This window comes from Nocardioides sp. (assembly GCF_035503875.1).
Classification (GTDB): domain Bacteria; phylum Actinomycetota; class Actinomycetes; order Propionibacteriales; family Nocardioidaceae; genus Nocardioides.
Map to the genome: position 1 here is coordinate 86,199 of NZ_DATJTA010000037.1, position 26,581 is coordinate 112,779.

26 protein-coding genes are annotated in these 26,581 nt (G+C 72.6%); 2 read left to right on the plus strand and 24 right to left on the minus strand.

The features are described from left to right. The 5 genes from VMF51_RS08770 to hisD are packed head-to-tail and all read right to left on the minus strand — an operon-like array spanning window position 1 to window position 3,964. Entirely contained in the window at window positions 1-333 is a 333-nt protein-coding gene (locus VMF51_RS08770; protein ID WP_325474034.1) for a hypothetical protein, read from the minus strand. 7 nt (window positions 334-340) lie between these two features. Then, a complete protein-coding gene (hisH, locus tag VMF51_RS08775) occupies window positions 341-976 on the minus strand; it encodes an imidazole glycerol phosphate synthase subunit HisH (RefSeq protein WP_325474035.1) in 636 nt (211 codons plus the stop codon). Then, on the minus strand, window positions 973-1,581 hold the full coding sequence (gene hisB / locus VMF51_RS08780; protein ID WP_325474036.1) for an imidazoleglycerol-phosphate dehydratase HisB: 609 nt from the start codon (window positions 1,579-1,581) through the stop codon (window positions 973-975). The genes hisH and hisB overlap by 4 nt, the downstream gene beginning before the upstream one ends. Next, complete coding sequence (locus tag VMF51_RS08785) at window positions 1,578-2,663, minus strand: histidinol-phosphate transaminase (RefSeq protein WP_325474037.1); 1,086 nt, start codon at window positions 2,661-2,663, stop codon at window positions 1,578-1,580. Before VMF51_RS08785 ends, hisB begins: the two co-directional genes overlap by 4 nt. Continuing rightward, the gene (hisD, locus tag VMF51_RS08790) at window positions 2,660-3,964 is read right to left on the minus strand and encodes a histidinol dehydrogenase (protein WP_325474038.1); all 1,305 of its coding nucleotides are present in this window, start codon (window positions 3,962-3,964) and stop codon (window positions 2,660-2,662) included. Before hisD ends, VMF51_RS08785 begins: the two co-directional genes overlap by 4 nt. Before the next feature lie 69 nt (window positions 3,965-4,033). On the opposite strand from hisD, the gene VMF51_RS08795 reads away from it, so the two are divergent. Both VMF51_RS08795 and ybaK read left to right on the plus strand, forming a co-directional pair. Continuing rightward, entirely contained in the window at window positions 4,034-4,699 is a 666-nt protein-coding gene (locus VMF51_RS08795; protein WP_325474039.1) for an LON peptidase substrate-binding domain-containing protein, read from the plus strand. Next, window positions 4,699-5,193: a Cys-tRNA(Pro) deacylase gene (ybaK, locus tag VMF51_RS08800; protein ID WP_325474040.1), complete on the plus strand. Its 495-nt coding sequence runs from the start codon at window positions 4,699-4,701 to the stop codon at window positions 5,191-5,193. Before VMF51_RS08795 ends, ybaK begins: the two co-directional genes overlap by 1 nt. 12 nt (window positions 5,194-5,205) lie before the next feature. Here ybaK and VMF51_RS08805 read toward each other — a convergent pair whose 3' ends face one another. From VMF51_RS08805 to VMF51_RS08895, 19 genes are all read right to left on the minus strand, one after another. Next, window positions 5,206-7,065: a DUF3352 domain-containing protein gene (locus VMF51_RS08805; RefSeq protein ID WP_325474041.1), complete on the minus strand. Its 1,860-nt coding sequence runs from the start codon at window positions 7,063-7,065 to the stop codon at window positions 5,206-5,208. Between the two features lie 37 nt (window positions 7,066-7,102). Then, window positions 7,103-7,627, minus strand: a complete 525-nt coding sequence (locus VMF51_RS08810; RefSeq protein ID WP_325474042.1) for a hypothetical protein — start codon at window positions 7,625-7,627, stop codon at window positions 7,103-7,105. Further along, a complete protein-coding gene (gene dnaE / locus VMF51_RS08815; protein ID WP_325474043.1) occupies window positions 7,612-11,166 on the minus strand; it encodes a DNA polymerase III subunit alpha in 3,555 nt (1,184 codons plus the stop codon). The genes VMF51_RS08810 and dnaE overlap by 16 nt, the downstream gene beginning before the upstream one ends. 151 nt (window positions 11,167-11,317) lie before the next feature. Beyond that, on the minus strand, window positions 11,318-12,028 hold the full coding sequence (locus VMF51_RS08820; protein ID WP_325474044.1) for a GNAT family N-acetyltransferase: 711 nt from the start codon (window positions 12,026-12,028) through the stop codon (window positions 11,318-11,320). Beyond that, window positions 12,018-12,953, minus strand: a complete 936-nt coding sequence (locus VMF51_RS08825) for an RluA family pseudouridine synthase (protein WP_325474045.1) — start codon at window positions 12,951-12,953, stop codon at window positions 12,018-12,020. Before VMF51_RS08825 ends, VMF51_RS08820 begins: the two co-directional genes overlap by 11 nt. After that, entirely contained in the window at window positions 12,950-13,510 is a 561-nt protein-coding gene (gene lspA / locus VMF51_RS08830; RefSeq protein WP_325474046.1) for a signal peptidase II, read from the minus strand. Before lspA ends, VMF51_RS08825 begins: the two co-directional genes overlap by 4 nt. Next, window positions 13,483-14,403, minus strand: a complete 921-nt coding sequence (locus VMF51_RS08835) for a TraR/DksA family transcriptional regulator (RefSeq protein ID WP_325474047.1) — start codon at window positions 14,401-14,403, stop codon at window positions 13,483-13,485. The genes lspA and VMF51_RS08835 overlap by 28 nt, the downstream gene beginning before the upstream one ends. Before the next feature lie 171 nt (window positions 14,404-14,574). Beyond that, window positions 14,575-15,330, minus strand: a complete 756-nt coding sequence (locus tag VMF51_RS08840; protein WP_325474048.1) for a DivIVA domain-containing protein — start codon at window positions 15,328-15,330, stop codon at window positions 14,575-14,577. 127 nt (window positions 15,331-15,457) lie between these two features. After that, window positions 15,458-15,751, minus strand: coding sequence for a YggT family protein (locus VMF51_RS08845; protein ID WP_325474049.1), 294 nt, complete (start codon window positions 15,749-15,751; stop codon window positions 15,458-15,460). A 49-nt stretch (window positions 15,752-15,800) separates the two neighbouring features. After that, a complete protein-coding gene (locus VMF51_RS08850; RefSeq protein ID WP_325474050.1) occupies window positions 15,801-16,322 on the minus strand; it encodes a cell division protein SepF in 522 nt (173 codons plus the stop codon). Between the two features lie 61 nt (window positions 16,323-16,383). Then, a complete protein-coding gene (locus VMF51_RS08855; RefSeq protein WP_325474051.1) occupies window positions 16,384-17,082 on the minus strand; it encodes a YggS family pyridoxal phosphate-dependent enzyme in 699 nt (232 codons plus the stop codon). Continuing rightward, entirely contained in the window at window positions 17,079-18,269 is a 1,191-nt protein-coding gene (gene ftsZ / locus VMF51_RS08860; protein ID WP_325474052.1) for a cell division protein FtsZ, read from the minus strand. Before ftsZ ends, VMF51_RS08855 begins: the two co-directional genes overlap by 4 nt. A 176-nt stretch (window positions 18,270-18,445) precedes the next feature. Next, on the minus strand, window positions 18,446-19,216 hold the full coding sequence (locus VMF51_RS08865) for a cell division protein FtsQ/DivIB (RefSeq protein ID WP_325474053.1): 771 nt from the start codon (window positions 19,214-19,216) through the stop codon (window positions 18,446-18,448). Beyond that, the gene (gene murC / locus VMF51_RS08870; RefSeq protein WP_325474054.1) at window positions 19,209-20,567 is read right to left on the minus strand and encodes a UDP-N-acetylmuramate--L-alanine ligase; all 1,359 of its coding nucleotides are present in this window, start codon (window positions 20,565-20,567) and stop codon (window positions 19,209-19,211) included. Before murC ends, VMF51_RS08865 begins: the two co-directional genes overlap by 8 nt. Further along, window positions 20,564-21,652: an undecaprenyldiphospho-muramoylpentapeptide beta-N-acetylglucosaminyltransferase gene (gene murG / locus VMF51_RS08875; RefSeq protein ID WP_325474055.1), complete on the minus strand. Its 1,089-nt coding sequence runs from the start codon at window positions 21,650-21,652 to the stop codon at window positions 20,564-20,566. Before murG ends, murC begins: the two co-directional genes overlap by 4 nt. A gap of 13 nt (window positions 21,653-21,665) precedes the next feature. Next, window positions 21,666-22,907, minus strand: coding sequence for a putative lipid II flippase FtsW (ftsW, locus tag VMF51_RS08880; RefSeq protein WP_325474056.1), 1,242 nt, complete (start codon window positions 22,905-22,907; stop codon window positions 21,666-21,668). Between the two features lie 68 nt (window positions 22,908-22,975). Continuing rightward, the gene (locus VMF51_RS08885; RefSeq protein ID WP_325474057.1) at window positions 22,976-23,926 is read right to left on the minus strand and encodes a hypothetical protein; all 951 of its coding nucleotides are present in this window, start codon (window positions 23,924-23,926) and stop codon (window positions 22,976-22,978) included. Then, window positions 23,923-25,014: a phospho-N-acetylmuramoyl-pentapeptide-transferase gene (gene mraY / locus VMF51_RS08890; protein WP_325474058.1), complete on the minus strand. Its 1,092-nt coding sequence runs from the start codon at window positions 25,012-25,014 to the stop codon at window positions 23,923-23,925. The genes VMF51_RS08885 and mraY overlap by 4 nt, the downstream gene beginning before the upstream one ends. After that, on the minus strand, window positions 25,011-26,558 hold the full coding sequence (locus tag VMF51_RS08895) for a UDP-N-acetylmuramoyl-L-alanyl-D-glutamate--2,6-diaminopimelate ligase (protein WP_325474059.1): 1,548 nt from the start codon (window positions 26,556-26,558) through the stop codon (window positions 25,011-25,013). Before VMF51_RS08895 ends, mraY begins: the two co-directional genes overlap by 4 nt. Between the last annotated feature and the right edge of the window lie 23 nt (window positions 26,559-26,581).

The following is a 26,581-nucleotide window of genomic DNA, read 5'->3' on the forward strand; positions in this document are numbered from 1 at the left end:
CTAGGTACGGCGGCGGAACAGCAGGGTGTAGAGGACGGGGGCGGCCAGCGGCGTGATCGCGAGGGCCATGGCGCGAGCCGCCCAGTCGTGGGAGAACGCGAAGACGAGCACGTTGGCGAGGAGCAGGAGCGCGGCGGTCGCCCAGACCTGCTTGCGGCGGCGCTCGACGAGCACGCCACGCTGCCGGGGACGACGGCGCGGCAGGCGCGAGGTCACCGCGCGCAGCCGGGCCTCGCGGCGCTCGCGCCGCTCGGCCTCGGCCGCCCGCGCGGCGGCGACGACCGCCGCCTCCCGCTCGCGCTCGGCGCGGCGGAGGGCGCGCTCCTTGCTCATCGGAGGATCACAGCGACCGGACCCAGTTGCGCAGCAGGGCCGCGCCGGCGTCGCCGGACTTCTCCGGGTGGAACTGGGTCGCGGTCAGCGGGCCGTTCTCGACCGCGGCGACGAACCGGTCGTCGCCGTGCTGCGCCCAGGTCACCAGCGGAGCCTTGGTCCGGTCGTTGGTGACCAGGGTCCAGTCACGCACACCGTAGGAGTGCACGAAGTAGAACCGCTCGTGCTCGATCCCCGCGAACAGGTTCGTGCCCGCGGGGACGTCGACGGTGTTCCAGCCCATGTGCGGCACCACCGGCGCCTGCAACCGCTCGACGACGCCCGGCCACTCGTCGCAGCCCTCGGTCTCGACGCCGTGCTCGACCCCGCGCGCGAAGAGGATCTGCATGCCCACGCAGATGCCGAGCACCGGACGCCCGCCCGCGAGGCGGCGACCGATCAGCCGGTCGCCCTTGACCTCGCGGAGGCCGGCCATGCACGCGGCGTACGCCCCGACGCCGGGGACCAACAGGCCGGCGGCCTCCAGGGCCGCGTCGAAGTCGCTGGTCAGGGTGACCTCCGCGCCCGCGCGCTCGACGGCGCGGACCGCGGAGCGGAGGTTGCCCGACCCGTAGTCGAGGACGACGACGCGCTTGGCGCTCAAAGAGCTCCCTTGGTCGAGGGGATGCCGGTCTCGCGCGGGTCGAACGCGACCGCGTCGCGGAAGGCTCGGGCGAACGCCTTGAACTGGGTCTCCACGATGTGGTGCGGCTCGCGGCCGGCCAGCACCCGCACGTGCAGCGCGAAGTGGGCGTGGAAGGCGATCGACTCGAAGACGTGCTGCGTCAGCGACCCGAGGTACGCCGGGGTGCTGCCGCCGAGCTGGACGTACTGCTGACCCTCCGGCTCGCCGGTGTGCACGCAGTACGGCCGGCCCGACACGTCGACGACGGCCTGCACCAGCGCCTCGTCGAGCGGCACGGTGGCGTCGCCGAAGCGGCGGATGCCCTTCTTGTCCCCCAGCGCCTGGCGCAGCGCCTGGCCGAGGGCGATCGCGGTGTCCTCGGTCGTGTGGTGGGCGTCGATCCAGTGGTCGCCCTCGGACTGCACGGTCAGGTCGACCAGGCTGTGCCGCGCGAACGCGGTGAGCATGTGGTCGTAGAAGCCGATGCCGGTGGAGATCTCGTGGCGGCCGGACCCGTCGAGGTCGACCTCGACGAGCACCTTCGACTCGCTGGTCTGCCGCTCGATCCGTGCGGTCCTGCTCATCCCACAACCTCCGTCAGTGCTTTCCGGAACGCTTGCATCTCGTCGGCGGTGCCGATCGACACCCGCAACCACCCGTCGGGGCCGACCTCGCGGATCAGCACCCCCCGGTCCAACAGGCCCTGCCACACAGCATGGCGGTCGGGGAAGGTGCCGAACAACGCGAAATTGGCGTCGCTGTCGGCCACCTGCAGTCCCCGCTCACGCAGCCACGCGACGGTGGCGTCGCGCTCGGCCCGCAGCTCGTCGACCTTCCCGAGCAGCTCGGGCGCGTGCCGCAACGCGGCCAGCGCGGTCGCCTGGGTGACCGCGGAGAGGTGGTACGGCAGCCGGACCACCCGGATCGCGTCGCAGATCGCGGGGTCGGCGGCCAGGTAGCCGAGCCGCAGCCCGGCGGCCGCGAACGCCTTGCTCATCGTGCGCGTCACGACCAGGTTGCGGTGCTCGGGCAGCAGCTCCAGCGCGCTCGGCACGCCGGCGCGACGGAACTCGCCGTACGCCTCGTCGACGACCAGGATGCCCTGCTCCCCCACCGCCGTGGCGAGCCGGCCGACGGCCTCCGGCGGCAGCGCGGTGCCGGTCGGGTTGTTGGGGCTCGGCAGCAGCACCACGCTCGGCCGCTCGGCCTCGATCAGCGCGACCGCGGCGTCGAGGTCGATCGAGAAGTCGTCGGCCCGGTGCCCCTGCACCCAGCGGGTGTGGGTGTCGCGGGCGTACTCCGGATACATCGAGTACGTCGGCGCGAAGCTCAGCGCCGCGCGTCCGGGCCCGCCGAAGGCCTGCAGCAGCTGCAGCATCACCTCGTTGGACCCGTTGGCCGCCCACACCTGCTCGGGCGTGACGCCGTGCGGCGTGTCCGCGGAGAGGTACGCCGCCAGCGCGGTGCGCAGCTCGACGTGCTCGCGGTCGGGGTAGCGGTGCAGCCCGCTCGCCGCGTGCGCGACAGCGGTCGCGATGTCGGCCACGCAGGCCGGCGACGGCCCGTAGGGGTTCTCGTTCGTGTTGAGCTGGACGGGCACGTCCAGCTGGGGGGCGCCGTACGGCTCGAGGCCGCGCAGCTCCTCCCGGATCGGAGGGAACGTCACTCGAATCGCACCCTGACCGCCGCGCCGTGGCCCGGCAGGTCCTCGGCCTCCGCCAGCGTCACCACGTGGTCGGCGACCTCGGCCAGCGCCGCCTCGGAGTAGTCGACGACGTGCATCGAGCGGGTGAAGGCCCGGACCGACAGCCCGCTGCTGTGGCAGGCGCAGCCCGCGGTGGGCAGCACGTGGTTCGACCCGGCGCAGTAGTCGCCGAGGCTGACGGGAGCGTGCGAGCCGACGAAGACCGCGCCGGCGGTGGTCACCCGGGCGGCCCAGGCGGACGCGTCGGCGGTCTGGATCTCGAGGTGCTCGGCGGCGTAGGCCTCGACGACCGCGAGGCCCTGCTCGAGGTCCTCGACCAGGACGACGCCCGACTGCGCGCCGGTCAGCGCGGTGTGGATCCGCTCGGAGTGCTTCGTCGCGGAGACCTGCTTGTCGAGCTCGGCCAGCACGTCGTCGGCGAGCCGCTCGCTCGGCGTGACCAGCACGCTGGCGGCCATCGGGTCGTGCTCGGCCTGGCTGATCAGGTCGGCGGCGACGTACGCCGCGTCCGCGGTGTCGTCGGCCAGGATCGCGATCTCGGTGGGACCGGCCTCGGAGTCGATGCCGACCTCGCCACGGACCATCCGCTTCGCCGCGGCGACGTAGACGTTGCCCGGCCCGGTCACCAGGTCGACCTTCGCGCACTCGCCGGCCCCGTAGGCGAACATCGCGATCGCCTGGGCGCCGCCGACGGCGTACACCTCCTCGACGCCGAGCAGGGCGCAGGCCGCCATGATCGTGGGGTGGACCTGCCCGCCGAAGTCCTTCTGCGGCGGGCTGGCCAGGGCGATCGAGCCGACGCCGGCGGTCTGGGCGGGCACGACGTTCATCAGCACGCTGGAGACCAGCGGCGCCAGGCCTCCGGGCACGTAGAGGCCGACCCGGCCGATGGGCACCTTGCGGTGCACGACGCGCGCGCCCGGCCCGAGGTCGGTGGTGACGTCGTGCTCGAGCTCGGCCGCGCAGGTCAGCCGGAGCCGGCGCACGGACTCCTCCAGGCCGGCGCGGATCGCCGGGTCGAGGTCGGCCAGGGCCTGCTGCAGCGCGGCCGGGGGAACCCGGACGTCGTCGAGGTCGACGCCGTCGAACTGCTGGCCGTACTCGCGGATCGCCTCGACCCCGCGCGTGCGGACGGCGTCGAGGATCGGGCGGACGGCATGCGTCGCGGCCTCGATGTCGAACTCCGCGCGCGGCACGGCCGCGCGGTAGTCCACCGGGCCGCCGTCGGTGGCGGCCCCCCTGAGGTCGATCCGGCGCATCATGGTGCCGATTCTACGAGCGGCGCGCCCGCGCTCCCGAAACGACGACGAGGACTGGACTACCTTGCAGGGGTGACGCCGACGCTGCCGATGTTCCCGCTGAACACGGTCCTCTTCCCCGGCGTCAGCGTGCCGCTGCACATCTTCGAGGACCGCTACCGCGCCCTGATCCATCACCTGCTGCGGATCGAGGACCCGACGGAGCGGATCTTCGGCTCGGTGGGCATCCGCGAGGGCTACGAGGTCGGCGACCACGGTGCCCAGTCGCTGTACCGGATCGGCTGCAAGGTGCTGCTCACCGAGGTCGACGCGCACGAGGACGGCACCTTCGACGCGGTGGCGGTCGGGCTCGACCGGATCGAGCTGGAGCGCCTCGACACCACCGGCCCCTTCCCGGTCGGGCACGTCCAGGACCGGCCCGAGGCCGCCACCCCCGTGCCGGAGCAGGTGCTGACCTCCGCCCGGGCCACCTTCTCCGCCTACCGCGCCGCACTCGCCGGGATCCGGGCCGACCCGTACTCCGGCGCGCTGCCCCGCGACCCGTCGTACCTCTCCTGGACGCTGGCGGCCTGCGCCCCGCTGCCGATGCCCGAGCGCCAGTCGCTCCTGGAGGCCGAGGACGCCGGCGAGCGGCTGATCCTGGTCACCGACCTACTGCGCTCCGAGCTGCGCGCCATGAACGTGATCCCGTCCCTGCCGGCCACCGAGGTCGCCCGCACGCGCTGGAGTCCTAACTAGTGGCCAAGAAGCAGAAGCCCGCCGGCGGCACCCCCGCCACCGTCGCCCTGACGAAGGCGGGGGTGGCGTTCACGCTGCACCCCTACGAGCACGACCCGCGGGCGGAGTCCTACGGGCTCGAGGCGGCCGAGGCGCTCGGGCTCGACCAGGCACGGGTCTTCAAGACGCTGATGGCCAGCGTGGACGGGCGGCTGGCGGTCGCTGTCGTCCCCGTCTCCGGCCAGCTCGACCTGAAGGCGCTGGCCCGGGCGGTCGGCGGGAGCAAGGCGGCGATGGCCGACAAGGACGCCGCCGAGCGAGCGACCGGGTACGTCGTGGGTGGCATCTCCCCCGTCGGCCAGAAGCGTCCGCACCCGACCGTCGTCGACGCGAGCGCCCTGGTGCACCCCACGATCTACGTCTCGGCGGGCCGGCGCGGTCTCGACCTCGAAATAGCTCCGGCCGACCTGGTCGCGGTCACCGGGGCGACCACGGCCGAGGTCGGCCGGAGCTGAGGTCGAGCAGGGTCAGTCGGTGCTGATCCGCAGCCGGGCGTGCGAGACGCCGTCGTCCTCCCAGGCGCTCATGCCGAGCGCCCCCAGGGGCCGGAGGTTGTCGGCGAGCTCGTCGTCGTCACCCATCCCCTCGGTGATGAACGAGGCCAGCCTGTCGAGGTCGAGGAAGAGCACCGCGGCGACGTCGTCGGCGTCGGGTACGACGTCCTGGAACGCGTCCGAGTCGCCGAGCCCGCCCTCGGCCAGCACCTCGTCGCGGTAGTCCGCGTTCGGGCCGACCGCGACGGCATCGCCCTCGGAGGAGCTGCCGAGCAGCTCCTCCTCGGAGCCGAGCTGCGGGCGGATCTTGTCGAGCACCCCCTCCACCTCGTCCGGGTCCCCCAGCACCTTCAGGGCGAGCGGCAGGGAGCTCGGGTCCTCGAGCGAGAACAGCTCGTCGGGATCCAGGCCTCCGCCCACCGCGAGGGTCGCGGAGTCGCCGAAGAGCGCCTCGGCGTCCTCGGGCAGGCTCAGCCCGGTGATCTCCTCCATCTCCTGCAGGAGGGTCTCGAGGTCCTCGCCGAGCGACGGTGCCGCCGCGGTCAGGACCTCGTCGAACCACCCGTCCTCGAACCCGATGCCGAAGGCGGCCATCGTGTCGGAGGGCAGGGTGCCGAGCGCCTCGGCTCCGCCGTCGCCGTCGTAGGCGCCCTCGCCGTACATCCCGGGGTCGCCGACCATCTCGACCGCGATCGAGCCGCCGTCGAACCGGATGCTGACCGCGGCGCCCTCGAAGTCCTTCAGCGTCTCCTGCAGCTCGTCGGTGGCCTCGTCCAGCTCCTGGCCCAGCTCGCCGGTCAGGTCGTCGCCCAGGTCGTCGCCCAGGTCGTCGCCCAGGTCGTCCGTGGAGCTGGTGAGCGCCTCGAAGTAGGCGTCGAGCTCCTCCGGCGTCATCTCCGCGAACTCCTCCTCGGAGAGCTCGGGCACCTCGGGCAGCTCATCGGACGAGGTCGCCATGTCGGAGAGGTCCGGCGTCATGCCCATCATCAGCCCGCCGAGGTTCTCGGCGAGGAACGCGCCGGCGGCCGGGGCGGCGTACATCGTGACGATGCCGGGGTCACCGGCGGCCTCGGTCCACTTCCGGAAGGTCTCGTCGTCGGCCAGCGAGCCGTCCTCGGTCGCGGCGGCCACGTCCTCGGCGATCTCCGGGGTCTCGGCGATCAGCATCCACTCGTCCCCGACGAGCTCCATTCCGGGCTCCTCGGACTCGTCACCGCAGGTGAAGACCTTCGTCAGCCCGTCGAGCGCGGCTTCGCCGTCGGTGACCTGCAGGACGAACACCGGGGAGGGCTCGTCCTCACCGGCCTCCACGGCCGCGACGGCACCGCGGTCACCGAGCCACGGCTCGATGTCGTCGCCGTAGTCGAGGTCGCACGGGGCCTCGGCCAGGACGACGTCGAGGATCGACTTCTTGACGTCGATGTCGCGGACGTCGCCGCCGAGGTCCAGCTCGTCGTCGATGACCGGGAACTTCTTCAGCGTGCGCAGGGCGTCGAGCTTCTGCTCACCGCTCGGGTCGAGGTCGATGCTGACGTAGCCGAGGGTGTCGGCCGGCAGCGCCTCGGCCGGCTGCGGACCGGTCGAGAGGTACCACCAGGCACCGAAGGCCGCGCCGCCGACCGCGCCGATGCCGACGACGGCACCCGCGATCAGCAGGAAGCGCTTGCGACCACCGCCGGACGCACCCGGGGGTCGCTGCGGCGGGATCGGCCCGCCGCCGCCGTACTCGAGCGTCTCGGCGCCCGGAGGCGGGCTGCTCGGGGGCGGACCGCTGGGCGGCGGGCCGGCCGGGGGTGGGCTGGACGGCGGAGGGCCGGGAGGCAGGCTGGACACGGCCGCAGCCTATCCCGGCGCCCGGGTCCTCAGCGGGTCATTGCGGACGCCGGTTGAGCGTCGCGAGGAACACCACCAGGGTCGCCGACAGCGCGCCCACCGGAAGCGCGACGTAGGGGCTGAGACCGGTCAGCGTCAGGTCGCCGGGAAGCCGCTCACCGTCCGGCACGGCCTTGGCCAGGACGTCGGGATCCGGGGGGCCGAGCGACATGCCGACCCGCGCCATCAGCCAGGCGGCCAGGCAGGAGCCCACCGCGAGGGCGGCGACCGTCACCAGCTCGGTGCGGGCCAGCACCAGCGCGCACACCAGGCCACCGAGGACCCCCGTGGCCAGGGCCACGAGGACGTAGAGCGCGATCGCGTCGAACTCGGCCTGGCGCCCCGGCATGTAGGGCTGGGGATACCAGGTGTGGTCGGACACGACCCCGAGCGGAGGGGTCCAGATCTCGTGCCACACCCAACCGGCGGCGACACCCAGCGCAGCGAAGAGCGCCACGACGGCGAGCCCCTGCCCGAGCGCGACCCGCCGGTCGCGTCGGACCCGGCTCAGCTCGTCAGGCAACCGGGCCCCAGCAGCTGCTTGAGATCGGCGAACAGGGCCGAGCTCGGCGTGACGCGGTTCTCCAGGGCCATGACCAAGGTCTTATCTCGGGTCAGCAAACGCAGCCGCACCTCGGTCGTGCCCCGGTGGGTGCCGAGCACGTCCTTGAGCTGGGCCACCACGGGAGCGGTGCACCGGGTCCGCGGGAGGCTGATCACCACCGGGCCGCTGGGGCCGTCGGAGATGTCGGGGACGCTGACCTCCTGGCCGTGGATCTCCGGCTGGTCCTTGCTCTTCGAGAGCCGGCCGCGCACCGTGATGATCGCGTCCTCGGTGAGGTAGGGAGCGGCCAGCTGGTAGGAGCTGGGGAACAGCAGCACGTCGATCGCGCCGTCGAGGTCCTCGAGGGTGATCATCGCCCACGAGTCGCCGCGCTTGGTGATCTTGCGCTGCACGGACGTGACCAGGCCGGTGAGGGCGATGGGCGAGCCGTCGGAGCGGTCCTCGTCGAGCATCAGCTGACCGATGGAGCAGTCGGAGGTGTCGCGGAGCACGTGCTCGAGGCCGAGCAGCGGGTGGTCGGAGACGTAGAGGCCGAGCATGTCGCGCTCGTGGCCGAGCAGCGTCATCTTGTCCCAGTCGTCGATGTCGGGAACCGTCACCGAGATCCCGAACCCGCCCCCGGCGCTGTCGTCGAGGCCACCGAAGAGCGAGTCCTGGCCGATCGCCTCGTTGCGCTTGATGTCGACGTACTGGTCGACCGCGGTCTCGTGGATCGCGACCAGCGCCCGGCGGCGGTGCTGCATCTCGTCGAACGCCCCGGCCTTGATCAGCGACTCGATCACCCGCTTGTTGCAGACCAGCGCGGGGACCTTCTCCATGAAGTCGTTGAAGTCGGAGTAGCGACCCTTCTCCTCACGGGCCTCCACGATGCCGGTGACCACGTTGGCGCCGACGTTGCGGATCGCGGTCAGGCCGAAGCGGATGTCGGTGCCGACCGGGGTGAAGTTGTGGGCCGACTCGTTGACGTCGGGCGGAAGCACCCGGATCTTCATCCGCCGGCACTCGTTGAGGTAGATGGCCAGCTTGTCCTTGTCGTCCTTCGCGGACGTGAGCAGGGCGGCCATGTACTCGGCCGGGTAGTTGGCCTTGAGGTAGGCGGTCCAGTAGGTGATGACGCCGTACGCGGCGGAGTGGGACTTGTTGAAGGCGTAGTCGGAGAAGGGCAGCAGGATCGCCCAGAGGGTGTCGATCGCGTCCTGCGGGTAGCCGCGCTCGAGCATCCCGGCCTGGAAGCCGGCGTACTGCTTGTCGAGCTCCTCCTTCTTCTTCTTGCCCATGGCCCGGCGCAGGTTGTCTGCGGCGCCCAGCGTGAAGCCGGCCAGGACCTGGGCGATCGCCATCACCTGCTCCTGGTAGACGATCAGACCGTAGGTCTCGCCCAGGACCGGTTCCAGCGCCTCGGCCAGCGCCGGGTGGATCGGCTCGATCGGCTCGCGGCCGTTCTTGCGGCGGGCGTACTTGTTGTGGGAGTCCGCACCCATCGGGCCCGGTCGGTAGAGCGCGCTGACGGCGGTGATGTCGGCGAACTTGTCGGGCAGCATGGAGCGCAGCAGCGCGCGCATGCCGCCACCATCGAGCTGGAACACGCCGAGGGTGTCGCCGCGACCCATCAGCTCGTAGGTCGCCCGGTCGTCGAACCCGACCTCCTCCAGCACGACGGTCTCGTCGAGGTTGGCCTTGATGTTGCTCAGCGCGTCCTCGAGGATGCGCAGGTTGGAGAGGCCGAGGAAGTCCATCTTGACCAGCCCGAGCGACTCGCACATCGGGTAGTCGAACTGGGTGATGACCGCGCCGTCCTGCGGGCGGGCCATGATCGGGACGACGTCGATGATCGGCTCGCTGGACATGATCACGCCGGCGGCGTGCACGCCCCAGTTGCGGATCTGGCCCTCGAGGCCGACCGCGGTGCTGTAGATGGTGCGGACGTCGACGTCGGAGTCGTGCAGCGCGCGGAACTCGCCACCCTCGGCGTAGCGCTTGTGCTCGGGGTTGAACAGCTCCTTGAGCGGCACGCCCTTGCCCATCACGTCGGCCGGCAGGGCCTTGGTGATGCGGTCGGAGATCGCGAACCCGTGGTCGAGCACGCGCGCGGCGTCCTTGATGGCCGCCTTGGACTTCAGCCGGCCGAAGGTGGCGATCTGGGCGACGCGCTCGGTGCCGTACTTGTCGGTGACGTACTTGATGACCTCGCCGCGGCGCGCGTCGTCGAAGTCGATGTCGAAGTCGGGCATCGAGGGACGCTCGGGGTTGAGGAACCGCTCGAAGAACAGCCCGTGCTCCAGCGGGCACAGGTCGGTGATGCTCAGGGCGTATGCCGCGATCGAGCCGGCACCCGAGCCACGGCCCGGGCCGACCCGGATGCCGTTGCGCTTGGACCACTGGATGAAGTCGGCGACCACGAGGTAGTAGCCGCAGTAGCCCTTCTGCGAGATGACGCCGAGCTCCATCTCGACGCGGTCCTTGACCTCCTGCGTCAGCCGCTCACCGGGGTAGCGCGCCTCGATGCCGCGCCAGACCTCCTTGCGGAACCAGCTCTCCTCGGTCTCGCTCTCGGGGACGTCGGCGCGGGCCATGTAGCCGCCGGTCGACTCGGTGAACTCGACGTCGCAGCGCTCGGCGATCGCGAGGGTGTTGTCGCAGGCCTCGGGCATGCCGTGCCGGACGGCCCACAGCTCGCGCATCTCGGCGGCGGACTTGATGTAGTAGCCGCCGCCGTCGAACTTCAGCCGGTTGGTGTCGGCGAGTCGCTTGCCGGACGCGACGCAGATGAGGGCGTCGTGGGCGTCGGCGTCCTCGGGGTTGTTGTAGTGGGAGTCGTTGGTGGCCAGCGGCGGGATGCCGAGCTCGCGGCCGAGCTTCAGCAGGTCGTCGCGGACCCGCTTCTCGATGGAGATGTCGTGGTCCATCAGCTCCAGGAAGACGCTGTCCTTGCCGAACATGTCCTGCAGCTCGCCGGCCTCGCGGACCGCCTCGTCCCACTGGCCCAGCCGCAGGCGGGTCTGGATCGCGCCGCTGGGGCAGCCGGTGCTGACGATGATCCCCTCGGCGTGCTCGGCGAGGATCTCCTTGTCCATCCGGGGCTTGTAGAAGAACCCCTCCAGGCTGGAGCGCGAGGAGAGCTTGAAGAGGTTGTGCATGCCCTTCGTCGACTCGGCCCACATCGTCATGTGGGTGTAGGCGCCGCCACCGGCGACGTCGTTGCCGCCCTCCTCGGCGATGTCGCCCTTGCCCCACCGGACCCGCTTGCGCTCGCCGCGGGGAGTGTCGGGGGTGATGTAGGCCTCGATGCCGATGATCGGCTTCACGCCGTGCTTGCGGGCCTTGGAGTAGAAGTCGAAGGCGCCGTGCATGTTGCCGTGGTCGGTCATCGCGATGGCCGGCATCCCCAGCTCGGCCGTCCGGCTGAACAGCCCGCCCAGCAGCGAGGCACCGTCGAGCATGGAGTACTCGGTGTGCACGTGCAGGTGGACGAACGAGTCCTTCTGACCGGTCGACATCGTCGCGGGGCGCTCCTCGTCAGCAACAGTTCGGGCAGGCAGCATCAACAGCCGGAGGCGTCGGCAAACGATCCTGGGGGAAGGACGTCAGCCTACGCGACCACGGGACCTCATCCTGGCAGCCTCCGCCGACAGTCCCGGTGGCCGTCGGTCAGCTCGCGTCGAGGCTCTCGGTGATCACGGCGTGCATGATCCGGGCCAGCCGCTCGGCTCCCAGCGTGGGCGCGCGCTGGGCCATCGTCTCGGCGATGGAGCGCTCGCGGGCGGGGTCGCGGGTCCGGTCGTGCTTGACGCCCTGGACCGCCGCGGTCAGCGCCGCACGACGCTCGAGCAGGTCGCCCAGCTGGGCGTCGACGTCGTCGATCAGGCCGCGCAGGAAGCGCAGCGGCTCCTCCCCCGGCCACGCGACCCGGATGTCCGGCGCGCGCTCCTCGTTGGCCGAGCCGTCGGTGCGCTCCAGCTCCACCAGTCCGTGTCCGGCGTAGAACGCGCGGGCCGGAGCGTTCGCCTCGAAGACCCACAGGCAGAACCCGTCCGGGCGCTGGGACTTGACCAGGTCGAGCAGGGCCGAGCCGACGCCGCGGCCGGCGTACGACGGCAGCACGTAGAGGTCGTCGAGCCAGGTCGGGGTGAAGCGCGCGTAGCCGACGACGCGGCCGTCCTGCTCGGCCACCCACGCCTGGTCCTCCCCGAGACGGGCGGCGAGCCAGCGCCGGGTCTCCTCGTCGGCGTGGACCGACGGGGGCATCGCTCCCCCGCCCTCGGCCTCCCGACGGGCCGCGAGGTGGACCTCGCCCACCGCGGCGGCGTCGGCCTGGGTGGCGGGCCTCAGCAGCAGCGCGGAGTCCGGATCAGTGGGCATCTCGGATGACGGCGAGGGCGTGCGCGAGGTCGTCGGGGTACGACGACTCGTACTCGACGTGCTCGCCGGTGTCGGGGTGCTCGAAGCCGAGCCGCACGGCGTGCAGCCACTGCCGCTCCAGGCCCACGCGCTTGGCCAGCGTCGGGTCCGCGCCGTACGTCAGGTCCCCCACGCACGGGTGCTTCAGCGCCGACATGTGTACCCGGATCTGGTGGGTCCGGCCGGTCTCCAGGTGAACCTCGAGCAGGCTCGCGAACCGGTGGGCCTCGAGCGTCTCGTAGTGGGTGACGCTGGGGCGCCCGTCGGCCATCACGGCGAACTTGTAGTCCGCCTTCGGGTGCCGGCCGATCGGGGCGTCGACGGTGCCCTCGAGCGGGTCCGGATGCCCCTGCACCAGCGCGTGGTAGGTCTTCTCGACGGTGCGCTGACGGAAGGCGTTCTTCAGCAGGGAGTAGGCGTGCTCGGACTTCGCGATCACCATCACGCCCGAGGTGCCGACGTCGAGGCGCTGGACGATGCCCTGGCGCTCGGAGGCACCGCTGGTCGCGATCCGGAAGCCCGCGCCGGCGAGGTGCCCGACCACGGTGGGACCGCTCCACCCCGGTGAGGGGTGCACGGCCACGCCGACGGGCTTGTCGATGACGACGATCGAGTCGTCGTCGTGGATGATCCCGATCCCCTCGACCACCTCGGGGACGACCTCCAACGGGTCCACGGCCGCCGGGATCGTGACATCGAGCATCGCCCCGGGGAAGACCCGGTCGCTCTTGCCGACCTCGGAGCCGTCGACGAGCACCTGGCCCTGGGCGATCAGGTCGGCGGCCCGGGTGCGGGAGAGGCCGAACAGCTGGGCCATCGCGGCGTCGACCCGCTCACCGGCGAGGCTCTCGGGGACGGGCAGGGTCCGGTGGTCCGCCTGCGTCACTCGTCGGCTTCCTCGTCGCTCACGCGGGTGCCGTCGAGGCGGATGCCGCGGAAGGCCTGGATCAGGATCAGACCGGCGGCGACGTTGATGCAGATGTCGGCGACGTTGAAGATCGGGAAGTTCGGCAGCATCAGGAAGTCGACCACGTGCCCGCGCAGCGGACCCGGGTCCCGGAAGAGCCGGTCGGTGAGGTTGCCGCAGACACCCGCCATCAGGAAGCCCAGGGCGACCGCCCAGGCGGTGCTGCCCAACCGGCGGCTGAACCACAGGACGGCCACGGCCGCGATCATCGCGACGCAGCTGAGGACGACGGTGTACTCGGTGCCGAGGCTGAAGGCGGCGCCCGGGTTGTAGACCAGCCGCAGCTGCAGCAGGTCGCCGACGACCGGGACGTCCGCCCGGCCCTCGAGGTGCTTCTCCGCCTGCCACTTGGAGATCTGGTCCACGGCGTACAGGACGGCGGCCACCACGGCGAACAGGGGCCATCGCCGGAGGGCCCGGCGGGCGCCGGACGGGGTCTCGGTGTCGCTCAGCGACGTTCCTCGCGCTGCTTGCATGTCATGCAGAGTGTCGCACGGGGAAAGGCCATCAGCCGCATCTTGCCGACGGGCTGACCGCAGGACTCGCAGACGCCGTACGTGCCGTCGTCGATGCGCGAGAGGGCGTGGTCGATCTGGGCGAGCTTCTCGCGCTCCATCGCCAGCACGGTCATCTCGTGGTCGCGCTCGAAGCTCGAGGCGCCGACGTCGGCCTGGTCCTGACCGGCTCCGTCACCGGAGTCGCGCATCAGGCCCGAGAGCTCGGCCTCCTGGGTGCTCACGATCTCGGCGCTGTGCGTGCGCTGGTCGTGCAGCTCGGCCAGCACCTCGGCCAGCTCGGACTTGGTCCACGGCGACTCGCCGTCCTTGACCACCAGCGCGTTCGCCGGCGCCTTCTTCGCGGCCGACTTCCTGGTCACCGCCTTCTTCGCGGGCGGCGCCTTCGTCGCCGGCGATGTCTTCTTCGCGGCAGGGGCCTTCGTGGCGGGCGCGGCCTTCTTCGCGGGCGCCTTGGCGGCCGGCGAGGCCTTCTTCGCAGCAGGCGCCTTCCTCGCGGGCGTCGACTTCTTCGCCGGCGCGGCCTTCGTCGCGGGCGACGACTTCTTGGCGGCCGGCGCCTTCGTCACCGCGGGCGCCTTCTTCGCCGGCGCCGACTTCTTGGCCGGCGCCGACTTCTTGGCCGGCGCCGACTTCTTCGCCGGCGCCGACTTCGCGGCGGGGGCGGCCTTCTTCGCCGGTGTCGGCTTCGTGGCAGGGGTGGAGTTCTTCGCCGCGGCCTTCTTCGAGGTGGCCGTCCGCGGCTTCGCCGGCTCGGCGGTCTCGGACGCGGTCTTGGTGGACCGGCGCGAGATCACCTTGCGGGCGGCCGTGGCCGCCTGCCCGGCCAGCGACTTCCTGGTGCTGCGAGTCATCGACTGCCTCCATCCGGGGCCGAGCACGTGGCGAGGCCACTGGTGTGCAGGGACAGTAGCCGGTCAAGCCAGTCCCGAAAAGGTGGCACACCGGTACAGACCCGTCCGACATGCGGAACGGCCGGTCCCCCTCGGGGAACCGGCCGTCCGGATGGAGCAGGGTGCGGGCGCTCAGGCCTCGTCGTCGCCCAGGATCGAGCGGAGCCGCTTCGGAGCCGGGGGCTCGTCGGTCGGCGCAGCCGTCTCGCCGGAGCCGCTGAGGGCCTCCAGCTGCTGGGTGAAGTAGCTCTTGAGCCGCGAGCGGTACTCGCGCTCGAAGGAGCGCAGGGTCTCGACCTCGCCGCTGAGCCGGTCGCGCTCACGCTCCAGCTCGCCGAACATCTGCTGCCGGCGCTCGGCCGTCTCCGAGTCCAGCATCTGGGCGCGGGTGCGGGCGTCCGCCTCGAGGCGGTCGGCCTTGGTCTTGGCCTCGCCCTCGAGGCGCTCGGCGCGGGTGCGGGCGGAGCCGACGATCTCGTCGGCCTCGTTCTTGGCCTCGTCGACGAGCTCGTCGGCGTTGCGGGTGGCGATCTCCAGCAGCCGGGCGGCGGCGTTGGACGCCTGCGGCACGGTCTCGACGCGGATGGTCTCGACCGGGCTGGCGGCCACCACGGGGGCGGGCGTGGGGGTCGGCTCCGGCTCGGGCTCGGGGGCCTTCTCGACGACCGGGGCCGGCGCGGGGGTCGGCTCGGGGACCGGGGTCGCGACCGGGGCACCGGACTGGGCGGCCGCGAGCTTCGACCGGAGGTCGTCGTTCTCCTTGGTCAGCCGCGCGAGCTCTGCCTCGACCTCGTCGAGGAACTGGTCCACCTCGCCCATGTCGTAGCCCTCACGAAGCCGGACGGGAGTAAACCGCTTGTTACTCACGTCCTCAGGCGTCAGTGGCATGACTTCACCCATTCATTCGTCGAGAAGTAGATCTGTCCGTCGAACAATAGCGCCTGCCGTGGGACTGGTGTGACTCAGCAGGGCTCGGCGGGACCCCGGGCACGGACGGACCCGGGGCCGACCGGGCTCAGACTCCGAAGGCCGACCGCACCACGGCGATCAGCACGTAGGTGCAGATCATCACGATCAGGAAGCTCAGGTCGAGGGAGATGCTCCCCAGCCGGAGGGGCGGGATCACCCGGCGCAGCGCCTTGATCGGCGGGTCGGTGGCGGTGTAGACCGCCTCCAGCACCACGAGCAGCGGCCCGCGCGGGCTCCAGCCGCGCGCGAACACCTGCACCCAATCGACGATGAACCGGATCCAGAGCATCCCGAAGAACACGTAGAGGATGATCAGAAGGATGTTGCCGACGGCTTCCACCTGAGAACTGCGCTCCTGCGTTGACGCGAACCCGACCCCGGGAGGGGTCTCAGCTCTGGTTGAAGAAGTCGCCCTCGACGATGCGACGCTTGTCCTCGGCGGTGACGGACACGTTGGCGGGCGAGAGCAGGAAGACCTTGTTGGTCACCCGCTCGATGGTCCCACGCGTCGCAAACACCAGCCCGGCCGCGAAGTCGACCAGGCGCTTGGCGTCGGCGTCGTCCATCTCGGTGAGGTTCATGATGACCGGCGTGCCGTCGCGGAAGTGCTCGCCGACGGTGCGCGCCTCGTTGTACGTGCTCGGGTGCAGGGTGACGATCCGGGACAGCTCGGCCACGGAGCCGACCGGGGCGACCGTCGGACGCCGCCGCTCGGCGAGGTCGGCGACCGGCGCGGGCTGGGCAGCGCGGACCTCGCGGGTCTTGGGCGCGCGAGCCGGGCGAGCGGCGACGGCCTGGGTCTCCTGCGTGTAGTCGTCGTCGCCGTCGTACTGGTCGTACTCGTCGTCGTACCGGCCGGTGTCCTCGACCAGGCCGAGGTACTCCCCGATCCTGCGCATCGCGCCGCTCATGACTTCTCGCCCTCCGAATTCGGCGCCCCGATACCGGGGCACACTCCTGGTGTTCGGGACATTACTGGACCGTGGGCCTCGAACCGAGGACCGCGGAGCCGACGCGCACGTGTGTCGCGCCGGCGTGGATGGCCTGCTCGAGATCGCCGCTCATGCCCGCGGAGAGCCAGTCGGCCCGCGGGTGCTCGGCGAGCAGGTCGCGGCGTACGCCGGCGAGCCGGGCGAACGCCTCGGCGGGGTCCTCCCCCAGCGGCGCGACCGCCATCAGTCCGCGCAGCCGCAACCCGTCGGCCTCCGCGACCGCCGTCGCGAGGCTGGGCAGGTCGGACGGGTCGGCGCCCGCGCGCCCCTCGCGGCCCGGCGGGTCCAGGCTGACCTGGAGCAGCACGTCGACCTGGCGGTCGGCCTCGTGGGCACCGCGCGCGAGCGGGGCGAGGAGCTTGGGCCGGTCGACCGACTCCACCACCTGGGCGTACGACGCCACGGCGGCCGCCTTGTTGCTCTGCAGGCCGCCGATGAAGTGCCAGACCAGGGGCAGGTCCGCGCACTCGCCCGCCTTGGCCTCGGCCTCCTGGTGCCGGTTCTCGCCGACGTGCCGGACGCCGAGGTCCGCGAGCAGGCGGACGTCGGAGGCCGGGAAGAACTTGGTCACGACCACCAGCGTCACCTCCTCGGCGTCCCGGCCGGCCGCCGCGCAGGCCCTCTCGATCCTTCCCCGGACCGAGGCGAGACCGGCGGCGACCTCCTCGGGGCGACTCACTTGAGGAAGTCGGGGACGTCCAGGTCGTCGTCGTCGAACTGGACCTGGCGCGGGGCCGGCTTGGGCGGCTGGGTCGGCGCGGGGGTGGTCGGGCGAGCCGCCTGGGTCGGCTGGGCCTCCGCCGGGCGGGTCGTCGCCGCAGCGGCCGCGGCGACCGCCGCGCGCTCGCGCGTCTCCTCCTGGGTCTGCTGCGGACGCGGCTCGCGCCGCAGCACGGTGCCCTCGTCGCGCTTCTTGGGCGTGCCGCCGTCGAAGCCCGCCGCGATGACGGTCACACGGACCTCGTCTCCGAGCGCGTCGTCGATGGTGGCACCGAAGATGATGTTGGCCTCGGGGTGCACGGCCTGGGCGACCAGCGCGGCGGCCTCGTTGATCTCGAACAGACCGAGGTCGGAGCCGCCGGCGATCGAGAGGAGCACGCCGTGGGCGCCGTCGATGCTCGCCTCGAGCAGCGGGCTGGACACGGCCATCTCGGCCGCCGCGACCGAGCGGTCCTCGCCCCGCGCCGAGCCGATGCCCATCAGCGCCGAGCCGGCGTTCGCCATCACCGACTTCACGTCCGCGAAGTCGAGGTTGATCAGGCCGGGCGTGGTGATCAGGTCGGTGATGCCCGAGACACCCTGGAGCAGCACCTGGTCGGCCTGCTTGAAGGCGTCGAGCACCGAGACGTTGCGGTCGCTGATCGAGAGCAGCCGGTCGTTGGGGATGACGATGAGGGTGTCGACCTCGTCGCGCAGCGCGGCGATGCCCTCCTCGGCGGAGTTGGCCCGGCGCCGGCCCTCGAAGGCGAACGGCCGGGTGACGACGCCGATGGTCAGCGCGCCGAGCGAGCGGGCGATCTTGGCCACGACGGGCGCGCCGCCGGTGCCGGTACCGCCGCCCTCGCCCGCGGTCACGAAGACCATGTCGGCGCCCTTGAGCACCTCCTCGATCTCCTCGGCGTGGTCCTCGGCGGCCCGCGCACCCACGTCGGGGTTCGCGCCGGCGCCCAGACCCCGGGTGAGCTCGCGGCCGATGTCGAGCTTCACGTCGGCGTCGCTCATGAGCAGCGCCTGCGCGTCGGTGTTGATCGCGATGAACTCGACGCCCTTGAGGCCGACGTCGATCATCCGGTTGACGGCGTTCACGCCACCGCCACCGATGCCCACGACCTTGATGATGGCCAGGTAGTTCTGTGCTGCTGCCACGGTGGCTGCCTTTCGGAGGGGGTGTACGACGGTCTGCTCGTGCTGAGGTCGGTCCGGCGTGTCGGTCAACTCTGACCCTCAGCCTGAGGGTTATAGTTATGTCAACCTCGCCGTGATCACGACAGTAGGCAGGGCTGCGCCCCGGATCGTGCAGACACGCCGGTGCGCGGCGCGGATCAGCGATCCGCCGCGTCTGCCTGCCCCGACGTCGCCGGTCGCGAGGGCACGCTCACGTCGTAGCTGCCCGCCGGTTGGTCCAGCAGGCGCGCGAGCACCTCGGCCTTCAGGTCCGACTCGTCCGCGCTCCCCCACATCACCTCGCGGTCGCCGCGCAGCACCAGGCGGATCTCGTCGACGGTCTCGCCCTCGAGCCGGATCACCTCGCCGACGAGGTCCGGCGGGAGTGCCGCGATCACGACGGCCGCCTCGCGCAGGGTGGCGACGTCGGCCTCCGGCCCGGCCTTGACCAGCGGCAGGTCGTCGGGCACCGAGCGGTAGCGGCGGAAGAGCACCCCGCTGTCGTCCATCCCCCGGATCAGGCCGCCGATCTCGACGACGGCGACCGGCACGCGCTCCTCGACCCGGACCAGCACCCGGTCGGGCCACTGCCGGGTCACGTCGGCCGAGCGGATATCGGCCAACGACTCGACCCGTGAGCGGACGGCGTTCAGGTCGACGGTGGCCAGCGGTTCGCCCTCGGGCACCCGGGCGGCCTCGCGGACGGCGTCGTCGGAGATCGAGCTGGTGCCGGCGACCGAGACCCCCTGCACCGAGAGCCAGGTCGAGAAGTAGAGGGCGTACACGCTCCCGCCGACCAGGGCGAGCAGCACCACGATGGCCGCGACGTAGCGCCACGCGAGCCAGCGGCGGCGCCACTGTCGGCGTGCGAACCGGCGCCGCGTGCGCTCCGCGGTGTCCGCCGGGTCGGTCGATCCGCGCTCAGCCATCGGCGGCCTCGGGGTGCTCGAGCAGCTCGAGGACGCGCGGACCGGTGCGGGTCACGTCGCCCGCGCCGAGGGTCAGCACCAGGTCACCCGGCCGGGCCCGGGCGGCCAGCTCGCGCGCGGCGTCCTCGACGCCGGGGACGAAGGCGACCCGCTCGCGCGGCAGGGGTACGGCGTCCGCGACCAGCGCGCCGGTCACGGCGGGGTCGGCGTCCTCCCGGGCGAGGTAGACGTCGAGCACGACGACCTCGTCGGCCGCACCGAGCGCCTCGCCCATCGCGGTGCCGAAGATCCGGGTGCGGGAGACCAGGTGCGGCTGGAAGGCGACCACCAGCCGCCCCTCCCCCGCGAGCGCGCGCCCCGCCTGCAGGTCACCGACGATCTCGGTCGGGTGGTGGGCGTAGCTGTCGTAGACCCGGACCCCCGCCGCCTCGCCCTTGCGCTCCATCCGCCGCTTCGTCCCGGTGTACGACGCCAGCCCCCGCACCAGGTCGGCCTCGGCGAAGCCGAGCTCCCGCCCGACCGCCAGCGCCGCGAGCGCGTCGGCGAGGTAGTGCTCGCCCGGCGACCACAGCTCCACGCCGGCCAGCGCACCGGGCTCCGCGGCCGAGACGGCCACGACCCGGCGACCGGCGGCCCGTTGGCGCTCGGCGAGCGCGGCCGCCTCCGGGTCGTCGACGACGCAGACCAGGAAGCCGTCGGGGTCGAGGGTGTCCGCGAACTCGTCGAAGGCGGCGGCGTACGCCTCGGGCGTGCCCCAGTGGTCGAGGTGGTCGGCGTCGACGTTGGTGACGATCGCGGCGTACGGCGCGTAGTGCAGGAAGGCGCCGTCGCTCTCGTCGGCCTCGGCGACGAAGAGGTCGCCGCTGCCCTCGGCCGCGTTGCGCCCGGTGGCGGCCAGCTCGCCGCCGATGGCGTACGTCGGGTCCGCGCCGGCCTCCTGGAGGGCGACGGTCAGCAGCGAGGTGGTGGTGGTCTTGCCGTGGGTGCCCGCCACCGCGACCACCCGGCGGCCCGCCATCACCGACGCCAACGCCGTGGACCGGGGCAGCACCCGCAGGCCCCGGCGGACCGCCTCGAGGTACTCCGGGTTGTCCTCGCGCACCGCCGTCGACACGACCAGCGTGTCGGCATCGCCGAGCTGGTTCGCGTCGTGCCCGACGTGCACCCGGGCGCCCGCGTCGCGGAGCGCGTCGAGGGTCGGCGAGTCGACGCCGTCGCTGCCGCTGACCGCGATCCCGCGGGCGAGCATGATCCGGGCGATGCCGGAGAGCCCGGCGCCGCCGATGCCCACGAAGTGCACCCGGCCCAGCCGGTCGGCCGGCAGCACCTCCTCGGGCACCGGGACCCTCATCGGGCCGGCCCCGCCGCGGCCTCCAGCACGATCCGCGCGAGCTTCTCGTCGGCGTCGCGCGGGATCAGGCCGGCCGCGGCCGCGCTCATGGCGCCCAGCCGGTCGGGGTCGGTGGCCAGCGCCGGCACCGTCGCGGCCACCCAGTCGGTGGTGACGTCGGCGTCGGCGACGAGCAGGCCGCCGCCCGCGTCGACGACCGGGCGGGCGTTGAGCTCCTGCTCGCCGTTGCCGATCGGCAGCGGCACGTAGACGGCGGGCAGGCCGGTCGCGGCCGCCTCCGTCACGCTGTTGGCACCGGACCGGCACACCGCGAGGTCCGCGGCCGCGTAGGCGTAGTCCATCCGGTCGATGTAGTCGAGGACGACGTACGGCACGTCCGGATCGCCCGAGCCGGGCTCGGCGCCCCCGTGCTTGCCCTGGGCGTGCAGCACCTGGACGCCGGCGGCGGCGAAGGCGGCCGCGGCACCCGACACCGCCTGGCTGAGCCGACGCGCCCCCTGAGACCCGCCGGTGACCAGCACCGTCGGCAGCTCGGGGTCGAGGCCGAAGAACGCGCGGGCCTCGGTGCGGAGCGCGGCGCGGTCGAGGGTGGAGATCATCCGGCGGATCGGCAGGCCGACGTACTCGCCGGAGCGGATCGGGGTGTCGGGGAAGCTGGTCGCGACGCGCGCCGCGGACCGGGCCCCGACCCGGTTGGCGAGGCCGGGGACCGCGTTGCCCTCGTGGACGACGTACGGCACCTTGCGGCGGCGCGCGGCGAGGTACGCCGGCAGCGAGACGTAGCCGCCGTAGCCGACCACGACGTCGGGGCGGATCCGGTCGAAGACCTCGTCGGTGGCCCGGCGTGCGGCGCGCAGCCGGGTCGGCACGCTGAGCAGCTCGCGGTTGAGCCGCCGCGGCAGGGGCACCGGCGGGATCAGCTCCAGCGGGTAGCCGGCGGCGGGGACGACGGTGGTCTCCAGGCCGCGGGACGTGCCGAGACAGGTGATCTCGACCGACGGGTCCAGCCGGCGCAGGGCGTCGGCCGTGGCGAGCAGGGGCGAGGTGTGGCCGGCGGTACCGCCGCCGGCGAGAAGAACGCGCATATCGAGGACGACCCTACGTAGGTCGGCCGGCGGACAGACCGGCGGAGCGGGCGCGGCGGCGCTGGGCCAGCGCCCGCGCCGCCCCGGGCTCGCGCCGGGCGAAGCCGACGAGCAGGCCGAGGGCGACCAGCGAGGGCAGCAGCGCGGAGCCGCCGTACGAGATCAGGGGCAGCGGGATACCGATGACGGGCAGCAGCGCGAGCACCATGCCGACGTTGATGATCATCTGGCCGAGCAGCCAGACCACGATGCCGAAGGAGGCGTAGCGGACGAACGGGTCGGCGGTCTCGCGGGCGACCCGCAGCGCGGCGTACGCGATGGCGAGGAAGAGCAGCACCACCAGCAGCGTCCCGACCAGACCCAGCTCCTCGCCGAGCACGGCGAAGATGTAGTCGGTGTGCGCCTCGGGCAGGGTGCCCCACTTCTGCCGGCTGGCGCCGATCCCCTCGCCGAAGATCCCGCCGGAGGACAGGGCGTAGAGCCCGTGGGCGGGCTGCCAGCCGGTGTGGTTGAAGTCGCGGAACGGGTCGGTGAACCCGACGATCCGACCGAGCCGCTCCTGGTCGGTGGCGGCCAGGGCGAGCACGACGGCGCTCATCAGCAGCAGGCAGATGGTGAAGAAGCGCCGGGGCGCGCCGACGATGAAGAGCATCCCGATCAGGATCGCGACCAGGACCAGCGCCGTACCGAGGTCGCGGCCGACGAGGACGAGCCCGGTGGCGAGCAGCATCCCGGGCACCACGGGCACGATGACCTGGTGGAGGTTGCCGAGGCGACGCTCCTTGTTGGCGTAGATGTGGGCGGCCCAGACGACCAGCGACAGCTTGGCGATCTCGGACGGCTGGATCACCAGGGACCCGACCCCGAGCCAGTTCTGGTTGCCGTTGCGCTCCACGCCGAAGAAGGCGGTGAGCAGGAGCAGCACCAGCGAGATCGAGAAGGCGGGATAGCTCAGCTGCCGGATCCACCGGTGCGGGAGCCGGCTGGCCAGCCAGGCGGCCGGCACCCCGATCACGACCCACATCAGCTGGCGCGTCACCACCGCGTAGGAGTCGCCGAAGGTCCGGTAGGAGTACACGCTGGAGGAGCTGAGCACCATGATCAGACCGATGGTGAGCAGCAGCGCCGAGGACCCGAGCAGCAGGTAGTACGTCGTGAGCGGGCGCTCCAGCGCCTCGCGGCCGGCCGACAGCCAGCGGAGCCGGGTCCGGGACCGTCGGGCCGCCGCACTCGGGGCTTCGACGGTGGCGGTCACCAGGTCATTTTCACCGTCGCCCCGCTCGATGCCCGGCACATCGGGAGCGTGTCGCGAAAGGGCGGACCTCAGGCGGAGAAGGCGCGCAGCCCGTCGCGGACCGCGGCCTGCCCGACCCCGTGCGCGCGGGCGAGCGCGGCGGCCACGAGGGCGTCGTGGACCACCTCCGGGGCGGTGTCGGGGAGGTCGGTGAGCGAGCAGAGCTCGGCGGCGCTGGTGTCGCGCTCGGCGATGAAGGCCCGGTCGACGAGCAAGTCCTCGACTACGCCCAGCATCCCGACGCCGGGCGTGCCGAGCGTCACGGCGATCGCCCGGGCACCCTCGACCACGTCGGCCTCGCGGACCAGGTCCTCGGTCGCCGGGTCGGCGAGCGGGTAGACGCACGCCCGCTCGACCTGCTCGTAGACGCGACCGATCCCGTCGGCGACGTCGAGCACGGCGGCCGACTCGGCGGCCATCGGACCGGCGCCGGTCAGCTGCTCGGCGCTCAGGCCGACCGCGAGGACGTCGTACGGCTCGGGGTCCATGACCACCTCGACGAGGGGCAGGCCGCCCGGTCCGGCGGCGACGGTACGACGCCCCTCGGCGCGCAGGACCGCCGCCAGCATGGCCACCGCCCGGCCCGGGTCGCGCGCGCCCGTGACGCACAGCCACGGCGCCGGGTGGGCCGGGTCCCGGAGCCGCCAGGCCAGCTCGACCTCGCCCCAGGTCGGGAGTCCACGCTCGCGGGCGGCCCACACGAGCGGCGACTCCTCCCAGCCGGGCGAGACGACGACGAGGTCGGCATCGTCCGGCAGGTTGGCGGTCGCCCCGGTGCCGCGCCGGATCGTCGCGCCGAGGACCTCGAGCAGCTCGGCCTGGTCCTCGCGCCCCTCCGCCGTCTCGTCGAGCGCGGTCACCGTCGCCCCGAGGTGGAGCAGGTTGTCGGCGGCCGCGAAGCCGGCGGCGCCGAAGCCCGCCACCACCGCGCGGACGCCCGTCCAGGAGTCGTGCCGTCCGAGAGCGGCCGGGTCCGTCATGTGCCGGCGACCCACTCGGCGTAGAAGATGCCGAGGCCCGCGGCGACGCACAGGCCGGTGATGATCCAGAACCGGATCACCACGGTCACCTGCTCCCAGCCGAGCATCTCGAAGTGGTGGTGGATCGGCGCGATCCGGAAGATCCGCCGACCGGTCCCGGTGAACCGCTTGGTCGTCTTGAACCAGGTGACCTGCAACATCACCGACAGCGTCTCGACCACGAACAGGCCGCCGAGGATCACCAGCAGCATCTCGGTGCGGGTGAGGATCGCCAGACCGGCGAGCGCGCCACCGAGGGCCAGCGAGCCGGTGTCGCCCATGAAGATCTGCGCCGGCGAGGCGTTCCACCACAGGAAGCCGAAGCACGCCCCCGTGATCGCCGCCGCGACGATGGCGAGGTCGAGGGGGTCGCGGACCTCGTAGCACTTGCCGTAGGTGATGTCGGACTGGCCGCACCACTGGTTGTTCTGCCAGATGTTCACGAACGTGTAGGCGCCGAAGACCATCACGCTGGCGCCCGCCGCCAGGCCGTCGAGGCCGTCGGTGAGGTTCACCCCGTTGGTCGTCCCCGCGACGATGAACCAGATCAGCAGCACGACCAGGACCGCCGGGATGGTCCAGCCCTCGATGTCGCGGATGAACGAGAGGTGCTGCGACGCCGGGGTCTGCCCCCGGTCGTCCTCCAGCGCCGGCGAGATCGCCAGGATGCCGAAGGTCAGCGCCACGACCGAGAGGCCGATCATCTTGGCCTTGCTGCGCAGACCGAGGCTGCGCTGCTTGTAGATCTTGATGAAGTCGTCGAGGAAGCCGACCAGGCCGGTGCCGACGAACAGGAAGAGCAGCAGCATCGCCGACGCGGTCGGCATGGTGCCCGTGAACAGCTTCGCGGCGAAGTAGCCGGCCACGGCGGCGAAGATGATCGCGACGCCGCCCATGGTCGGCGTGCCGCGCTTGGTGTGGTGCGTCGTCGGGCCGTCGTCGCGGATCTCCTGGCCGTAGCCCCACAGCGTGAACTGCCGGATCGCGAAGCGAGTGCCGATCAACGAGATCAGCAGGGCCAGTCCCCCGCCGACCAGGATCGCTCTCATCGCTGCCTCTCGTTCATCGTGGTGTGTGCCGCCTCGGCATTCTTCCCCATGCGCGCGAGCTCCTCGCGCACCACCACGCGGTCGTCGAACGGGTGGACGACGCCGCGCACCTCCTGCCCGGTCTCGTGGCCCTTGCCCGCCACCAGCACGATGTCGCCGGCGCGCGCCCGGGCCAGCGCCTCGGCGATGGCGGTACGACGCTCGCCGACCTCGAGCACCTCCGCGACCGCGTCCCGGGTGCCCGCCAGCATCGCCGCCCGGATCGCGGCGGGGTCCTCGGTGCGCGGGTTGTCGTCGGTGACCACCAGCACGTCGGCGAGCCGGGCCGCGATCTCGGCCATGATCGGCCGCTTGCCCGGGTCCCGGTCGCCACCGGCGCCCAGGACCACGATCACCCGGCCCTCGGTCAGCGGGCGCAGCGTGCGGATCGCGGCCTCGACCGCGTCGGGCTTGTGCGCGTAGTCGACCACGACCTCGAAGTCCTGGCCCGCGTCGACCCGCTCGAGGCGCCCCGGCACCCCGGGCAGACCGGCGATGCCGGTGGCGACGGCGCCGGCGTCGAGTCCTGCCTCGCCCGCCGCTGCGACGGCCGCCAGCGCGTTGGCGACGTTGAACGCCCCCGCGAGCGGTACGCCACCGTCGGGCACCCGCCCGTCGGGTGCCCGGACGCCGAAGTCCGAGCCGCTGGGGCGCGCGACCACGTCGGTCGCCCGCCAGTCGGCCGCGGCACCGGTCGCGGAGAAGGTCGCCACGGGCAGGGGCGTCTCCCCCACCAGCCGCCGGCCGTGCTCGTCGTCGACGTTCACCAGGGCGCGCCGGGCGCGCTCGGGCGTGAACAGCGAGGCCTTCGCCGCGTAGTAGTCCTCGACCGTCTCGTGGAAGTCGAGGTGGTCGCGGCCGAGGTTGAGGAACACCGCGACGTCGAAGACGACGCCGTCGACGCGGCCGAGCACGAGGGCGTGGCTCGACACCTCCATCAGGCAGGCCTCGACGCCGCGCTCGAGCATCAGCGCGAACAGCGCGTGCAGGTCGGGCGCCTCGGGGGTCGTCAAGGCGGTCTTCACCTCGGTCCCGGCGATCCGGGTCCCGAGCGTGCCGATCACGCCGACCGTGACGCCCGCCGCCGCCAGGCCGCCCTCGGCGAGCCGGGTCGTCGTGGTCTTGCCCTGGGTCCCGGTCACGCCGATCATCCGCAGCCGCTCCGCGGGGTTGCCGTAGACCTCCGCGCTCAGCCGCCCGAGCACGCTGCGCGGCCGCTCCACCACCAGCAGGGGTACGCCGGCCGGTGCCCGGTCCGCGCCCGCCGGATCGGTCAGCACCGCGACCGCGCCGGCGGCGACCGCCTGGTCCGCGAAGTCGATCCCGTGGGCGCGCGCGCCCGGCAGGGCGGCGTACAGGTCACCGGGGCTGATCCGCTGGGAGCTCAGCGACACCCCCGTCACGACCGCCTCGGCCGCGGGGGCGGGCACGCCCAGGAAGGCGGCCAGGGCGGTCGTCGAGGTGCGGGGTGGGTGCAGGGGGCGTGGCAGGAGGGGGTCGGTCATGACCGCACGAGGCTATCCGGCCC

Excerpts from the sequence above, each read along its gene's own strand:
- VMF51_RS08770 (WP_325474034.1), bottom strand. The coding sequence starts at position 333 with ATGAGCAAGGAGCGCGCCCTCCGCCGCGCCGAGCGCGAGCGGGAGGCG.
- dnaE (WP_325474043.1), bottom strand. The coding sequence starts at position 11,166 with ATGTCGACCGGTCAGAAGGACTCGTTCGTCCACCTGCACGTGCACACC.
- murC (WP_325474054.1), bottom strand. The coding sequence starts at position 20,567 with ATGAGGGTCCCGGTGCCCGAGGAGGTGCTGCCGGCCGACCGGCTGGGC.
- lspA (WP_325474046.1), bottom strand. The coding sequence starts at position 13,510 with ATGCAAGCAGCGCGAGGAACGTCGCTGAGCGACACCGAGACCCCGTCC.
- VMF51_RS08840 (WP_325474048.1), bottom strand. The coding sequence starts at position 15,330 with ATGCCACTGACGCCTGAGGACGTGAGTAACAAGCGGTTTACTCCCGTC.
- hisB (WP_325474036.1), bottom strand. The coding sequence starts at position 1,581 with ATGAGCAGGACCGCACGGATCGAGCGGCAGACCAGCGAGTCGAAGGTG.
- mraY (WP_325474058.1), bottom strand. The coding sequence starts at position 25,014 with ATGAGAGCGATCCTGGTCGGCGGGGGACTGGCCCTGCTGATCTCGTTG.
- murG (WP_325474055.1), bottom strand. The coding sequence starts at position 21,652 with ATGCGCGTTCTTCTCGCCGGCGGCGGTACCGCCGGCCACACCTCGCCC.
- VMF51_RS08885 (WP_325474057.1), bottom strand. The coding sequence starts at position 23,926 with ATGACGGACCCGGCCGCTCTCGGACGGCACGACTCCTGGACGGGCGTC.
- VMF51_RS08895 (WP_325474059.1), bottom strand. The coding sequence starts at position 26,558 with ATGACCGACCCCCTCCTGCCACGCCCCCTGCACCCACCCCGCACCTCG.
- VMF51_RS08865 (WP_325474053.1), bottom strand. The coding sequence starts at position 19,216 with ATGGCTGAGCGCGGATCGACCGACCCGGCGGACACCGCGGAGCGCACG.
- hisD (WP_325474038.1), bottom strand. The coding sequence starts at position 3,964 with ATGATGCGCCGGATCGACCTCAGGGGGGCCGCCACCGACGGCGGCCCG.
- VMF51_RS08820 (WP_325474044.1), bottom strand. The coding sequence starts at position 12,028 with ATGCCCACTGATCCGGACTCCGCGCTGCTGCTGAGGCCCGCCACCCAG.
- VMF51_RS08850 (WP_325474050.1), bottom strand. The coding sequence starts at position 16,322 with ATGAGCGGCGCGATGCGCAGGATCGGGGAGTACCTCGGCCTGGTCGAG.
- VMF51_RS08835 (WP_325474047.1), bottom strand. The coding sequence starts at position 14,403 with ATGACTCGCAGCACCAGGAAGTCGCTGGCCGGGCAGGCGGCCACGGCC.